Here is a 14,684-nt window from a genome sequence, read left to right on the forward strand (position 1 = left end):
ATTCCTTAAATGTGAAAAATATTGTCGTATTGGTCGGCTTTAAAGCCAATATGCAGGAGATCGCCAATGCGTATGATAGGGCGCTTGATCATTGCTGGATGCTCAATTAAAAGGGCGATCGCATTGTTGTGGTCTAGGGTTTGTTTTTGTTCGTCAGACAGTTGTCTATAGGTCGTGCCACGCTTATTGAGCACTTGTTCCCAACCAAAGTAGTCACAAAATTCTCCCACCATATCGGTAGTGATGCCTTGCTTGCGGTAATCGTGAAAGGTGAATTCTATTTGATGTTCTTGAAGCCACTTCTTGGCTTTTTTTATGGTGTCACAATTTGGGATACCATACATGATTACGCTCATGATCTGTCCTTAGTGCGTTTATCGATACTTGAATCCTATCAAACTAATCCAACATCTTGTATACCTAACTCGGTTTGAAGTAGCGCACATAAGCGATGAATTGTGTAAAAATATTCACAAAAGCGAATAAAGAGTCGATGTTGTTTGATCAGACTCAAGTCGTTATCGTCGATATTCGCAATAATTGGTGAAAACAGTTGTAGGAGGTATCAATGGAATTGAATCCTGTTTTTGCTCGTCGTTTATATTTAGCACATTTGGTTGCAAGCATGGAACGCCCAAATGTTCCCAAATTAATAGAATGCACAGGTTGGCCACGTCGTACTATTCAAGACGTTCTGAAGGCTTTGCCGGGTATTGGCGTCTCTTTGAAATTTGTTCAGGATGGTTGTCGCCACAATGATGGCTACTATCAAGTGTCCGATTGGGGGCCACTTGATCAGCAATGGGTGGCTGGCAATACCACCGAAATCCGCTCTCACCTGTCCTGATACGCTAAGCCGCAGTAAGCACTACATAAGCAATAAAACCTATCCAACTGATGACCAATAGTACCCAAGGTAATTTGTTTGAGTTGGATGGGGTTTCTGTTTCAGCTAAATCACTGGTGATAGATTCAGAAACGCTTTGTTTCTGCTTTTGGCTACGTTTTTTTAGCTTGTCGGCTTCACGCGATTTTTGCTTCTGACGCTTTTTATATTCTGCGATACCCTTTTCTATTCCCAACGCAATTAGCTTGGTTTGCTCTTTGCTTTGCCCTGGTTTTTGAGTAGATTTAGCGACCTGCATCGCTTGTTGTTGGGTTTCTGAAGAGATTGTCGTATTGTTCTTTTTCATAATTTTTTTGCAAGTGAAGTGTCTGAGTTAATTATGCCTTTAATTTTAAATAAGTGCTTCAATAGAAAGTGGATAATGTGCGTTACTTAATTGAAGAATATGATAAGAATGGCTATCTAAAAGCGCCAATTTGGCTTTGGTTTGCTTGGTTGTTCTTAGCCAGAGGCTGGATAGTGTTTGTGATGGCCGGAGTCACTCGCGACAAAGGGAGCGATATCCTTTCAATGATCTATCCTAACTCATTCAGTCTATATATTATGATGTGTATGGGCGTGCCAAGCCTACTGTTGATGTGGGTGATTGGGTTAAGAAATCCAGATAGAAAATGGCTAAATAAATTGATTGGCCTCGGACGAGTGATGACAATCGCTCTTGCTATCGCTCAGTTCGTACTCGAGTTGCACTATATTTCTTTACAGCATGGTCAGTTTACGTGGGGCGCAGCTCTATCGGTCGTTGGGTTGAGCTGGATTATTATTTATCTATTCAATAGCCGACGAGTGAAAGATTGTTTTGACAGCATTTCAGATAATTAGTCTAAGGAAATTACAATGATTCAACCTCAAGCGGCCATAGCGCCAGAACCGGGCCCATTTGCGTTATATGTGCTTATTAAGGTTACCGGTGATAAAAGCAAAGTTTTGAACGCGATCCAACAAATGGGTGATTGGGTAGGGGATATCAATTTCAATCAACCAGGCGCACACTTAACCAGCAGTATTGCGTTTTCTCACCAATTTTGGAGTGAAAGTATTGCCCATGATATGCCTAGCGAGCTGATTCCGTTTCCTCGTCTAGAGTGTGGGGATATTGACGCTCCGACAACAGACGTAGATGTACTGGTACATTGCCATTCTCACCGCCACGACCTGCACTTTTTCTTACTGCGCAAGTTAATGCAAGAGATTTCAAACGACGTCACTATTGTGGATGAGACTTATGGCTATCGTTTCCTTGATTCACGCGATATGACTGACTTTGTCGACGGTACTGAAAACCCAAAAGGGGATGCACGATCTGAGGTGGCTCTTTTAGGAGAAGGTCCTTTCGAAGGTGGCAGTTACGTAATGGTGCAGCGTTTTGAGCATAACTTACCCGCTTGGAATGCGTTGTCCGTTAGTCAACAAGAACAGAAGATTGGTCGAACTAAAGAAGATTCGATAGAACTCGAGGACGTACCTGCACAATCTCACGTAGGTCGTGTAGATATTAAAAAAGAAGGTAAGGGTTTGAAAATTGTCCGACATAGCTTGCCGTATGGCTCAGTGTCTGGTGAACATGGCCTACTGTTTATCGCATACTGTAATACGCTAAGCAATTTCACCGATATGCTTGAGAGCATGTATGGGCAAGTAGATGGCAAAACTGATGTGCTACTGGATTACACTAAAGCCGTAACTGGAGCTTACTTCTTTGCGCCTAGTCAGACAGTATTAAAACAGCTAGTTATTGCTTAACCTACTTATGCCTAATACCTATCATTAACTTACTGTGATGGGTATTACCACGAGTTAGGCTCATATTAGCAAGTATAAAAAAACGCAGCCAATGGCTGCGTTTTTTTCACTCGAACCTAAGTAGAAATTACTTAGTTACGCGTAGAACTGGAGTTTCACCAACAGTTACAGCGCCAGAAAGCTTGTTCAGCTCTTTGATTTCATCCATGTTTGAGATAACAACTGGAGTCAAAGTAGATTTTGCTTTCTCTTCTAGGAATGCAAGGTCAAATTCGATGATAGTATCACCAGCTTTAACTTCTTGGCCTTCTGAACCGATGCGAGTAAAGCCTTCACCTTTCAGCTCTACAGTGTCGATACCGAAGTGAACGAATAGCTCGATGCCGTCCGTAGATTCAATAGAGAACGCATGGTTTGTCTCGAAGATCTTACCGATAGTACCATTCACTGGTGCAACGATTTTGTTGCCAGTTGGTTTGATAGCGATGCCATCACCAACGATTTTTTCAGCGAAAACTACATCTGGCACATCTTCAATGTTAACGATCTCACCAGAAAGAGGTGAAATGATTTCGATTGAACCTGCAGTGTTGCCTTCGTCCGATACCAGCTTCTTAAGTTTGTCAAACAGACCCATTACATGCTCCTAAGCAGTTAATTTCTATTAAATTATATTATTAGTTTGTTTTGTCCGCGATAAATTTCTCAACGTGCGCTTCGATTTCTGCGGCAGTTGGCATTTGAAGAGCTTCTTCAGCCATTGCTTTTACTTCCGCGAAGTTTGCGTTGCGAATCACTTTCTTCACAGCTGGAATAGAGATGCCGCTCATAGAGAACTCATCTAGGCCCATGCCGAGTAGAAGAAGTGTTGCGCGTTCGTCGCCCGCTAGTTCACCACACATTCCAGTCCACTTACCTTCCTTGTGAGAAGCGTCAATCACCTGCTTGATCACAGTCAGAACAGCCGGTGATAGTGGGTTGTATAGGTGAGAAATAAGCTCATTACCACGGTCTACTGCTAGAGTATACTGAGTTAAGTCATTTGTACCAATACTAAAGAAAGAAACTTCTTTCGCTAGGTGGTGAGCAATTGCTGCTGCGGCTGGCGTTTCAACCATAACACCAATCTCGATGCTTTCATCAAACGCTAGGCCTTCAGAGCGAAGTTCTGCTTTGTATTCTTCGATAGCTGCTTTGAGTTCACGGATTTCCTCAACAGAGATAATCATTGGGAACATAATGCGAAGCTTACCGTGTGCTGATGCACGTAGGATGCCACGAAGTTGGTCACGAAGGATTTCACGACGATCTAAGCTGATACGAACTGCACGCCAACCAAGGAACGGGTTCATCTCTTCTGGAAGGTCCATGTACGGTAGGTCTTTGTCACCACCGATGTCCATTGTACGGATAATCACCGAGTGACCTTCCATTGCTTGTGCAACTTCTTTATAGGCTTGGTATTGTTCTTCTTCCGTTGGAAGAGAAGTACGGTCCATAAATAGGAATTCTGTACGGTACAGACCAACGCCTTCACCGCCGTTACGGCTGATGCCGTCACAGTCTTTAACTGTACCGATGTTGCCGCATACTTCTACTTGATGTCCATCAAGAGTGATTGCAGGCAGATCTTTAAGCTTCGCTAACTCTGCTTTTTGAGCAGAGAAGTCGTCGCGAATTTTTTTCGCTTCGTCTAGCTGAGCTTCTGTCGGATTAATGATGATCTTGTTGTTCATCGCATCCAAAATTAGCATGTCGCCGTTTTTCACTTGCTTGGTGATGTCGTTAGTACCCACAATCGCAGGAAGCTCAAGAGAGCGAGCCATGATAGAGGTATGAGACGTACGGCCGCCGATGTCACAAGCAAAGCCTAGAACATAATCTAGGTTGATTTGTGCTGTTTCTGATGGCGTTAGATCATAAGCAACAAGAAGAACTTCTTCATCGATGTCGCTGAGTGAAACGATGTTGATACCTAGTGCGTTTTTCACAAAACGGGTACCGATGTCACGGATGTCCGTAGCGCGTTCTTTTAGGTATTCGTCATCAAGAGATTCAAGTGCAACGGCTTGTTCTTCGATGATTGAATGGATTGCATGATCTGCAGTGAGTTTATCGCCTTTAATAAGAGCAAGAATTTCTTCTTCTAGTTCTTCATCTTCAAGAAGCATGATGTGACCTTCAAAGATCGCTTCTTTTTCTTCGCCAAAAGTCTCAAGGGCTTTTTGCTTGACGATTTCAAGTTGAGCTGCTGATTTGTTGCGAGCGTCATAAAAACGCTGAACTTCTGCATCGACTTGGTCTGCAGAAATTTTTTGTGTGTTTAGAACGATTTCATCTTCTTGAAGAAGTAGTGCTTTACCAAAAGCAATACCTGGAGACGCTAGAATACCTGAGATCATAGCTTTACCTTAAACTGGTCTATAAGTGGGCGGATTACTAATTTTTAGCTTACATAGACGCTATTTCAACAAAGCCACTTAGTTGCTAACAACGAAGTGGCTTTATATTTCGAAACAGTAGTCTCTTAGTGTAGCTCATCCATAAGAGCGACTAAGTGGTCAACAGCTTCAGTAGCTTGTGGACCTTCTGCTGAGATAGTAACCATAGTGCCTTTAACTAGACCTAGAGTTTGAAGCTTAAATAGGCTTTTCGCGCTAGCGCTTTTGCCGTTAGAAGTCACAGTGATATCTGCATCAAATGATTTTGCTTCTTTAACAAACTGCGCCGCTGGACGAGTGTGAAGACCGTTTTCTGCAGTGATTTCTACTTGCTTCTCATACATGTGATATACCCCGTTGATATTAGATTATGTTTTGAAGTCTGAGCCGCTTATTTATTGTTTAAACTGGCTCATGACCTTGGCTACGTAAGTTCTTATGACTTTTATGTGTAACCTGAATTTGTGCTTCTTTTATTTTGAAGCGAAAAATAAAGCCTAGAAATATTACCAAATGTTGACCGCGAATCAATAAAAAAGCCCCTAAAAGGGGCTTTTTTGGTTGAAAACTTGATTTGGGCACACTTTTTTTGTGCTTACTGCTGATTTTCTTTCTCAGTGAATATACCCGCAAATAATGCAGTGCTGAGGTAACGCTCACCAGAACTAGGCAGTACGGTTACGATGGTTTTTCCTGTAAATTCAGGGAGTTCTGCGATTTTGTTGGCGGCAACAACTGCTGCACCTGAAGAAATACCGGCTAAAATACCTTCTTCTTCCATTAAACGGCGTGCCATATCGATAGCTTCATCAGAGGTAACAGTAACAACCTTATCCACTAGCTCAAGATCTAGGTTTCCTGGGATGAAGCCGGCACCAATACCCTGAATCTTGTGTGGCGCAGGTTGTACATCTTCACCAGCAAGCACTTGGCTAATTACTGGAGACTCTGCGGGTTCAACTGCTACAGAAGTAATTGCCTTGCCTTTGGTCTTTTTAATGTAACGGCTAGTACCTGTAATTGTACCGCCGGTACCGACACCAGAAACTAATACATCAATCTCACCGTCAGTGGCTTCCCAAAGCTCTGGGCCTGTAGTTTGTTCATGAATTGCTGGGTTTGCTGGGTTGTTGAACTGCTGAAGAAGTAAAGTGGTTTCTGGACTTTCAGCCACAATCTCTTCTGCTTTAGCGATAGCGCCTTTCATACCTTTGGCTGCTTCTGTAAGAACAAGGTTTGCACCTAGTGCTTTAAGGAGCTTGCGACGTTCAAGGCTCATTGACTCAGGCATGGTTAGAGTTAGTTTGTAGCCACGTGCTGCTGCAACAAATGCAAGAGCAACACCTGTATTACCGCTGGTTGGTTCTACAAGTTCAATATCTTTAGTGAGAGTACCTGCTTTCTCTGCTTCCCAAATCATATTGGCGCCAATACGACACTTAACACTAAAGCTAGGGTTACGTGCTTCAATTTTAGCGAGAACGTTGCCGTTGCTGACGCGATTTAAACGAACGAGAGGCGTGTTACCTATAGTTAGTGAATTGTCATCGTAAATTTTGCTCATGCTTGCTTCCTTGTGCGTTGACGCGCTATGTCATTGAGGTCGAGCCATACATTTTTAATGACTCGAGCAAATTGTTTCTACAATCCTAGAATATGATGCAACTATCTTGGTATAAAGGAATAAAAGGTTATAACTAATAGCTAACTTTTTGATGTTGTTTGAATTCTGTTACCCACATTAATGTCGCCCCGCATACAGCAACAGGCATGATGATGAGGTTTAACAGTGGTATAGAAGTAAACAACGCCACCATCGAACCATAAGCATAGGATTTTCCTTGCTTTTGTTTTAGGGCGAATCGCATAGAGTTAAAGTCAACCTTATGATTATCAAACGGATAGTCACAATACTGAATAGCTAACATCCATGAGGTAAAGATAAACCACACAAAGGGAGCAACGGTTTGACCAAAAGCAGGAATTAGCAATAGTAAGAACAAGCCTAGTGCTTTGGGCAGAAGATAAACAAGTTTGCGCCATTCTCGTCCGAGTATACGTGGTACATCTTTAATTAGGTCTGCCATACTTTGGTCAACCATTCCTTCAGGACTGAGCTTTTGTTCTACCTTTTCAGCCAATAATCCGTTAAATGGGGCAGCAATAAAATTTGCGAGAGTACTAAAGAAGTACGAAAAGGTTGCTAGGATAGTAATAGCAAGCAATGGCCATAGTAAGTAACGAAGCCAATCTAGAAATTCAGGTAGAGCTCCGATCCATTGTTCAATCCATTGGTTGAGGTGACTAAATAAATAGAAAAGTGCACCACCAACCAAAAGAATATTGATTAGTAATGGCATAAACACATAACGGCGCAAGCCAGGTTGCAATGCCAATTTAAATCCGGAGAAAAAGTAACCGAAGCCTGACATTGGGTTTAAATTATGATGCATTTTGTTTTCCTATGACGGAGTTTGGAGCGAATTAGACCTAATATAAGAAAAGCGTGCTCAAAATCACAGCATAAAGTGAATAGATTTTATTAAAAGATTCAACTCTCTAAGAGAGTTTTGTTAAAGTAGATTAAGTAACTCAATCTCGGTGTCTCACCAGGGTAAAGCAGAGAGCAAAAAATGCAGGAATTGCGAATCGTACTGATAGTTGTAGGTGTGCTAGCTATAGCAGGTCTACTTATTCATGGTTTATGGACGAATAAACGCGAACAAAGTGGTAAATTCTCGGACAAGCCACTAAGTAAATTAGCCAATGAGTCTTCAACAGAGTCTGACGTTGTGATACCTAAGAGTTCACCACAAGAGGCGCCCGCCCTTGAAGATGACTTTGATGTGGTCAAGGTAACGAAGAAGAGCAGCAAGAAAGAGCCAAGCTTTTCTAGTTTTGATGATGATATTGGTGATCCACTGTTAGACAATCATCATGATAATAGCAACGAGGATGTTGAGACAATTAGACCTTCGGTTGCTGTTAATACAGATGAATTGCCAACTATCACTATAAGCTCTGATGCATACTCGAAGCATGAAGAAGAACCGTCCTCTGCATTTATTGCCAAAGAACCGCAAGCAGTAGAAAGCGTTGAGCTTGAGCCTGAGTTGACGGGCGTTGAGCCGGAAAGTACACCAGTTGCAGCTGTCACTGAGCCTGAAGAGCCAGAACTTGAAGTGTTAGTATTGCATGTTAAGGCTTTGCCAAATCAGATTTTTGTCGGTAGTGACTTGTTTGTCAGCATGGAACAAAACGGCTTGCACTTCGGTCCAATGGATATTTACCACCGTCATGCAGATATGTCCGGTACAGGTAAGGTGTTATTTAGTGTAGCGAATATGCTTAAACCAGGTACGTTGTCTCATGATGACCCTACCACGTTTACGACAGAAGGCATTTCGTTCTTTATGACCTTGCCAAGCTTTGGTGATCCAGAGCAGAACTTCAAGATCATGCTACATACTGCACAAATGATTGCAGATGATCTAGGTGGACACGTATTAGATGATAAACGTTCACTGATGACCCGTGATCGCATTGATGCCTTTAAACGTCAGATTCAGAACTTTGTACAAAGACAAAAACAAAAAGAGATCAGCAATATAGTCTAACTCTTTGGTTTATAAATTAAATTACTTAAAGGGCTCTTTATAGAGCCTTTTCTTTTCCCTATTTTTGAGAAACCCCTATGTCAGATTCTATTCAACAACAACACGCTAAGCTATCTGAAGCACTGCATTATCACGCGGTGCGTTACTATGTTGAGGATAGCCCTGAGATCCCTGATGCAGAATATGATCGTTTAATGCGTCAACTCATTGAATTAGAACAAGCTAATCCTGAATTAGTCACAGTTGATTCTCCCTCTCAAAGGGTCGGGGGAGCACCACTGTCGGGCTTTACCCAAGTGACACATCAAGTGCCAATGTTATCGTTAGACAATGCCTTTGATGATTCTGAGTTGAAGGCGTTTCATAAACGCATGCAAGATAGGTTGAATAGCAGTGTGCTCGGTGCGTTTAGTTGTGAGCCCAAGCTTGATGGCCTAGCCGTTAGTCTGATGTATGAAAATGGCGTTTTAATTCAAGCTGCGACGCGTGGTGACGGAACGACGGGGGAAAATATCACTCAGAATGTTCGCACCATTAGTGCCATCCCTCTAAAGCTGCAGGGAGCGGGTTACCCAACGCGTTTAGAAGTGCGTGGTGAAGTATTTATGCCTAAAGCGGGCTTTGACCGCATTAACGAGCAGGCTATAGCAAAAGGTGATAAGCCGTTTGCCAATCCAAGGAATGCAGCCGCTGGTAGCTTGCGACAATTAGACTCGCGTATTACGGCGAAGCGCCCTTTAGGCTTTTACGCGTATAGCGTGGGTGTTATTGAGGGAGGTGAACTAGCAAACAGTCACTATCAACGCTTCTTGCAACTTAAAGAGTGGGGCCTACCAATGTGCCCAGTGGTGCGTAAGGTTGAAAACCTCAATGACGTAATTGCATACTATCAATACATTCTTGAGACACGTGATGACCTTGATTACGAAATTGATGGAGTTGTGATAAAGCTTGATGATATAGCAAAGCAAGAGCAGCTTGGCTTTGTCGCTCGTGCACCACGTTGGGCTATTGCATACAAGTTTCCTGCACAGGAAGAATTGACGATACTAAATGATGTTGAGTTCCAGGTAGGTCGCACTGGTGCTATTACTCCTGTGGCTAAGCTTGAGCCTGTGTTTGTCGGTGGCGTGACGGTCAGCAATGCAACCTTGCATAACGCTGATGAAATTCAGCGCTTAGGGGTGAAGATTGGAGACACCGTTATAATCCGTCGAGCGGGTGATGTGATCCCGCAAATTACTGGAGTGGTATTAGAGCGACGCCCTGATGATGCTAAAGCTATTGCCTACCCAGTAGTATGTCCTGTATGTGGTTCCGATGCTGAGCGTACAGAAGGTGAAGCGGTGACACGTTGTACTGGTGGCTTGGTGTGCTCGGCACAACGCAAGCAAGCACTAAAGCACTTTGTATCGCGTAAGGCCATGGATGTGGATGGCCTCGGCGACAAGGTTGTAGAGCAGTTAGTAGAAAAAGAAATGGTGCAAACACCGGCCGATCTTTTCAAACTGAGTGCGGGTAGAATTACGGTCCTAGAACGTATGGGTCCTAAATCTGCACAAAATGTCATTGATGCTTTAGACAAGTCTAAACAAACTACTTTACCTCGATTCTTATATTCATTAGGTATTCGAGAAGTCGGTGAGGCAACGGCAGCCAACTTAGCTCAGCACTTTAAGTCTCTTGAGCGTATTGAACAAGCCAATGTCGAGGCATTGCTAGAAGTCCCTGATGTGGGAGTGATTGTCGCTGAGCACATTAAGGCATTCTTTGCCCAAGAGCGAAATCAAGCCGTGATTGCGGAACTTATCGAAAGTGGAATCACTTGGTCGGAGATTAAGGAAGTCACCAATGCCCAAGAGTTACCTTTAATAGGTAAAACAGTGGTATTAACCGGCTCTCTGTCACAGCTCACTCGTTCAGATGCGAAAGCTGCATTGCAAAACTTGGGTGCTAAGGTGACGGGTAGTGTATCGAAGAAAACCGATATTTTATTTGCAGGTGAAGCTGCAGGTTCGAAGCTAGCAAAAGCGCAAGATCTAGGTATTGAGATACAAGATGAGCAAGGGTTGATTACCTTAATGCAAGAGCACGATATCAGCTAATACTTCGTATGAATTGTATAAAAAAGGCTTCTAGATTTGTGAATCTTAGAAGCCTTTTTTGATCTAGCATGAAAGTGTGTCATTTGTGAGTAGTTACTTACTGTGACTGGTATAAATCACATTATGCTTTTTGTCGAATATGCAAAATAATACCTTCGACTTTATATACTTCAACAGTAATGCCGGCTTTCAGACTATGTTCGGCGACAGCCGTCCAAGACGTGTCGCCTAACTTTATACGGCCTTTTCCTACTGGGAAATCTTGATCTAAGGTAGTGAATTGCCCAATTAATTGCTGAGAGCGTTTATTAAGGGTAGTGGTCTTCTCATCAATTTTATCTTTGCCTTTTTGGTAGCGCCACCAAAGCCAAGTAGTGATGAGGCTAAAGCTTGCAAAGCTCATCCACTGCATCTGCCAACCAAGAGGGAGAGCACTTAAAATAGCACCAACGATAAGCGCCGAAATGCCGAGCCATAGAAAGTAGCCAGCGGTACCTAAGACTTCGAAACATAGAAGCGCAAGGCCAAACGCAAGCCAATGCCAATGGTTAACTTGCTGTAGGAGCTCTATCACGCTTTACCCTTGTCATCAGCAGATTTAAACATTTCAGCAACGCCAGCAATGGAGCCCATTAAACCGGTTGCTTCAAGTGGTAACATAATAACCTTGCCGTTCTCAGCTTGCCCAATGGATTTCAAAGCATCGGTATAACCTTGCGCGATAAAGTAGTTAACAGCCTGCATGTCACCAGCAGCAATGGCATCTGAAACCATCTGTGTCGCTTTCGCTTCTGCTTCTGCAGAGCGCTCTCGGGCTTCAGCTTGCAATATTGCAGCTTGCTTTTCACCTTCCGCTTTTAAGATCTCAGATTGTTTGTGACCTTCAGCCTTAAGGATTTCAGCTTGTCGGATACCTTCTGCCTCAAGGACTTCGGCTCGTTTGTTTCGTTCTGCTTTCATCTGCGCGTTCATGGCAGCGGTAAGATCGGCTGGTGGTTGAACATCTTTTATCTCGATACGCGTTACTTTAACGCCCCAAGGGTTGGTCGCGTCGTCAACTATCGATAATAGACGTGTGTTGATCATATCCCTTTGACTGAGCATTTCGTCTAGCTCCATCGAGCCAAGTACAGTACGGATATTCGTGAGGGTGAGGTTACGAATGGCGTGCTCAAGCTCTGTTACTTCATACGCCGCTTTAGGCGCATCGAACACTTGTACGAAACACACAGCATCTATGGTGACGTTAGCATTATCTTTGGAGATAACCTCTTGAGCAGGGATATCCATTACTCGTTCCATCATATTGATTTTATTACCAATAGTATCAATGAAAGGAATGATAAGATTCAGTCCTGGATGTAGCGTCTTGGTATAGCGACCAAAGCGTTCGACAGTCCAGTTGCTTCCTTGTGGAACGGTTTTGATCCCAGCGACAATTAAGATAACGGCCAGAGCGATAAAAATGGCGATGGTAATGAGAGTTGAATCCATGCGTGCTTTCCTAACGATGAAATAGTAGAACAACTATACCTTATTTTGATTACTATCTGTGCGAGAGTGTTGAAAATAAAAGGTATTTATAGCAAGGCTACACGATGTTATTAAAGGTGTTGCATGAAATAATTGATCGTGATCTATCGAATTAACTAATAGATTCTAGTTACCATTGCCAGTGTTCAAATGACAAATTACACCATTGATGTCTGTTATTGGAGAGAGCAATGAAATCCATTTTCCCTGTTGTTATCTGTTGCCTAAGCCTTTTGGGATGCGAAGCTAAAGCGAACAATCAGTATGATGATTATTGTGATCAAGTATTAGGTGATAGTGTCGAAGGTGCTGTTGTTGGAGGTATTGCTGGTGCTGGCTTAGGTGCAATTTCTGATGGAAAAGAGGGGGCAAAACGAGGTGCTGCTATTGGCACAGTTGCAGGTACTATCGACGGGCTAGTTGACGGTGTTGAAAAGCGTGAACGTTGTCGACGTGATATGCAAGATTTAGAAGAAGTCTATTGGGATAATGAAATTGATGATTCACTGATAGAGAGAGAATTGATTGATAGTGTTATTGAAGATGAGATCGAGAAAGAGATTGAAGACGATATCGCAAATGAAATAGCCGATGAATTCTCTGAAGACGCTTGGGGGTAAATGGTTTTTTGCTTGGAGGGAAGGGAGGCCTTCCAAAGCCCCTAAATTAGAATTTATAAACGTAACGCAACTCTGTACCAAGAACATACACGGGGATAGGGTTTCTCTCACCAACAAGTAGATTTTTCATATCAGTATTCCTATTACTGACCGCAAACCTTTTTTGGACGAGTATGAATTTATGTTCACCTAATTTGCTTAGATTGAACGGTTCTCGCCCCTTCTGTGCCAAGCCATGCGGCATTTACGTTAGGAACCGCAAAAAGAAGGCTAGTAGCAAAGCAAACCCCTTTTCCTACCTTTATTATTTTTACCTTGTCTCCCTAATAGTTAAAGACATCATGCAGAAGGGAACCTTCTGCGTGGTATCTTGCTATAGGGAATAAACAGGCTGTAGTTAACAACTATCGGCTTTGTGCATCGTCGGATAAATTGCTTCCGGAAGAAGGGTTGATGATATATTGTTAATAAAATGTATCTTAAAGGTTGGTTGTATCTTGGTTAATATCCCGTTTTGGTTGTCTGCCTGTCTTAAACTTGCAATCTCAGTAAGTATCTTTTCTATTCTTCCATCCTATTTAACGGTTATTGAGCAACACTTAACCCTATCAGCCACATTGCTAAACTACTTGGCCACCACAGAATTGATGGGTTTTGCTCTGGCCTGCGCCATTAACTATTATTTTTTGAGGCATAACTTTCGATTCAATGACAATGTTGCTCTTGCTCTTTTATGTCTTTGCCATTTGAGCAGTGCCTTTATCAGTGATGTTTCATTGTTTTTTATCATGAGAGGGTTGGCCGGTGTATGTGCAGGACTGGTTATTGTTCGCTGCTATGAAGTTTTAGGTGCAGAGGAAAACCCTGACGCCGCATTTGGTAAAGCAATTGCAATTCAGATGCTGACGACGGCGGTATTATTTTTGCTTCTTCCTAGCTTGGTGAATTACTACGATACGAGCATTTTCTTTATCGCTCTTGGGGTACTTGTCGCATTTACGCTATTGCTTAAGCCTTTATCAGTTCCAAACTCCAAAGTGAGTAAATTATCAGAAGAAATTGATTTAACCGTGGTATTGATCAGCTTAAGCGCTATGGTGATGGTGATACTAACCCATTCAGCAATTTGGTCTACTCTCGGAGCCTATGCAATCGCTCACCATATTGAATTGGGGGATCAAGGGTTGTTGTTTGCTTTTGGAACATTGTTCAGTGTGGCTGGCGCCATACTAGCTACGTTTCCAGTGGCTCATCAAAGAAAAACCTTGATATTGAGTATAGCGATTTGTCTTCAGTGCCTTGTGGTGTCGACCATGTTGACTGGTGATGATATGGTTAGTTTTATCATCGCAACCTGTATTTTCCAATTGCTGTGGAACCTTATCGTGCCTCTTGTGATGGGGACAATGGCAAGTGGACGCTATGGCAATGTTGTTATTCGCTTTACCTTAGCGGCTCAAACACTCGGAGCTGCTCTAGGTCCGCTCATGTTAGTTCCTGGTTGGGTGCTGCCGGAGGTTATAGGACTCCTGCTCATTACCTATCTATTAGTATCTTCTACGATCAAAATCCAAAAATCTCTTTAATGCTCAGATAAGAATCCATTTTTCCAAGCTAGAATAGCTCTATCTATCGGTATTATAGATTGTTACCATTTTCTCCTATCGATTAATTCCATTTAGTATTGCCTTAGAAATAATCAGTTACATTTTTTTAAG

At 42.6% G+C, this 14,684-nt stretch carries 16 protein-coding genes; 7 read left to right on the plus strand and 9 right to left on the minus strand.

Translation table 11 applies throughout. The features are described from left to right. Positions 1-5: 5 nt before the first annotated feature. Positions 6-356, minus strand: coding sequence for an ArsC family reductase (locus OCU48_RS03635; RefSeq protein ID WP_141343762.1), 351 nt, complete (start codon positions 354-356; stop codon positions 6-8). A 212-nt stretch (positions 357-568) separates the two neighbouring features. Between OCU48_RS03635 and OCU48_RS03640 the strand changes: the two genes are divergently transcribed. After that, a complete protein-coding gene (locus OCU48_RS03640; protein WP_141343763.1) occupies positions 569-847 on the plus strand; it encodes a winged helix-turn-helix domain-containing protein in 279 nt (92 codons plus the stop codon). 4 nt (positions 848-851) lie between these two features. Here OCU48_RS03640 and OCU48_RS03645 read toward each other — a convergent pair whose 3' ends face one another. After that, positions 852-1,193 (minus strand): DUF2956 domain-containing protein, encoded by a 342-nt coding sequence (locus tag OCU48_RS03645; RefSeq protein WP_141343764.1) that lies wholly within the window; start codon positions 1,191-1,193, stop codon positions 852-854. A 77-nt stretch (positions 1,194-1,270) separates the two neighbouring features. Here OCU48_RS03645 and OCU48_RS03650 point away from each other — a divergent pair, with 77 nt between their 5' ends. Then, entirely contained in the window at positions 1,271-1,729 is a 459-nt protein-coding gene (locus OCU48_RS03650; protein WP_141343765.1) for a DUF2919 domain-containing protein, read from the plus strand. A gap of 15 nt (positions 1,730-1,744) precedes the next feature. Continuing rightward, positions 1,745-2,650 carry a Dyp-type peroxidase gene (locus OCU48_RS03655; protein ID WP_141343766.1) on the plus strand — a complete coding sequence of 302 codons (906 nt, stop codon included), beginning with the start codon at positions 1,745-1,747 and terminating at the stop codon, positions 2,648-2,650. A gap of 127 nt (positions 2,651-2,777) precedes the next feature. On the opposite strand, the gene crr is transcribed toward OCU48_RS03655, so the two are convergent. The 5 genes from crr to cysZ form a co-directional block, all read right to left on the minus strand. Then, positions 2,778-3,287 carry a PTS glucose transporter subunit IIA gene (crr, locus tag OCU48_RS03660; protein ID WP_068700049.1) on the minus strand — a complete coding sequence of 170 codons (510 nt, stop codon included), beginning with the start codon at positions 3,285-3,287 and terminating at the stop codon, positions 2,778-2,780. A gap of 40 nt (positions 3,288-3,327) precedes the next feature. Continuing rightward, positions 3,328-5,052, minus strand: a complete 1,725-nt coding sequence (gene ptsI, locus OCU48_RS03665; RefSeq protein WP_141343767.1) for a phosphoenolpyruvate-protein phosphotransferase PtsI — start codon at positions 5,050-5,052, stop codon at positions 3,328-3,330. A gap of 125 nt (positions 5,053-5,177) precedes the next feature. After that, positions 5,178-5,435: an HPr family phosphocarrier protein gene (locus OCU48_RS03670; protein WP_017029255.1), complete on the minus strand. Its 258-nt coding sequence runs from the start codon at positions 5,433-5,435 to the stop codon at positions 5,178-5,180. A 251-nt stretch (positions 5,436-5,686) separates the two neighbouring features. Continuing rightward, positions 5,687-6,655 carry a cysteine synthase A gene (gene cysK / locus OCU48_RS03675; protein ID WP_141343768.1) on the minus strand — a complete coding sequence of 323 codons (969 nt, stop codon included), beginning with the start codon at positions 6,653-6,655 and terminating at the stop codon, positions 5,687-5,689. A 133-nt stretch (positions 6,656-6,788) separates the two neighbouring features. After that, positions 6,789-7,544, minus strand: a complete 756-nt coding sequence (gene cysZ / locus OCU48_RS03680) for a sulfate transporter CysZ (protein WP_141343769.1) — start codon at positions 7,542-7,544, stop codon at positions 6,789-6,791. 180 nt (positions 7,545-7,724) lie between these two features. Here cysZ and zipA point away from each other — a divergent pair, with 180 nt between their 5' ends. Then, the gene (zipA, locus tag OCU48_RS03685; protein ID WP_141343770.1) at positions 7,725-8,708 is read left to right on the plus strand and encodes a cell division protein ZipA; all 984 of its coding nucleotides are present in this window, start codon (positions 7,725-7,727) and stop codon (positions 8,706-8,708) included. 77 nt (positions 8,709-8,785) lie between these two features. Continuing rightward, positions 8,786-10,813, plus strand: coding sequence for an NAD-dependent DNA ligase LigA (ligA, locus tag OCU48_RS03690; RefSeq protein WP_141343771.1), 2,028 nt, complete (start codon positions 8,786-8,788; stop codon positions 10,811-10,813). 121 nt (positions 10,814-10,934) lie between these two features. Here the strand turns inward: ligA and OCU48_RS03695 are convergent, their stop codons facing one another. Beyond that, positions 10,935-11,387 (minus strand): NfeD family protein, encoded by a 453-nt coding sequence (locus OCU48_RS03695; protein ID WP_141343772.1) that lies wholly within the window; start codon positions 11,385-11,387, stop codon positions 10,935-10,937. Further along, on the minus strand, positions 11,384-12,307 hold the full coding sequence (locus OCU48_RS03700; RefSeq protein ID WP_141343773.1) for an SPFH domain-containing protein: 924 nt from the start codon (positions 12,305-12,307) through the stop codon (positions 11,384-11,386). The genes OCU48_RS03695 and OCU48_RS03700 overlap by 4 nt, the downstream gene beginning before the upstream one ends. A 230-nt stretch (positions 12,308-12,537) precedes the next feature. On the opposite strand from OCU48_RS03700, the gene OCU48_RS03705 reads away from it, so the two are divergent. Both OCU48_RS03705 and OCU48_RS03710 read left to right on the plus strand, forming a co-directional pair. Beyond that, entirely contained in the window at positions 12,538-12,966 is a 429-nt protein-coding gene (locus OCU48_RS03705; protein WP_141343774.1) for a hypothetical protein, read from the plus strand. 461 nt (positions 12,967-13,427) lie between these two features. Further along, positions 13,428-14,552 (plus strand): MFS transporter, encoded by a 1,125-nt coding sequence (locus tag OCU48_RS03710; RefSeq protein ID WP_244312208.1) that lies wholly within the window; start codon positions 13,428-13,430, stop codon positions 14,550-14,552. Positions 14,553-14,684 lie beyond the last annotated feature (132 nt).

This window comes from Vibrio inusitatus (genome assembly GCA_024346935.1).
Lineage (GTDB): Bacteria > Pseudomonadota > Gammaproteobacteria > Enterobacterales > Vibrionaceae > Vibrio > Vibrio inusitatus.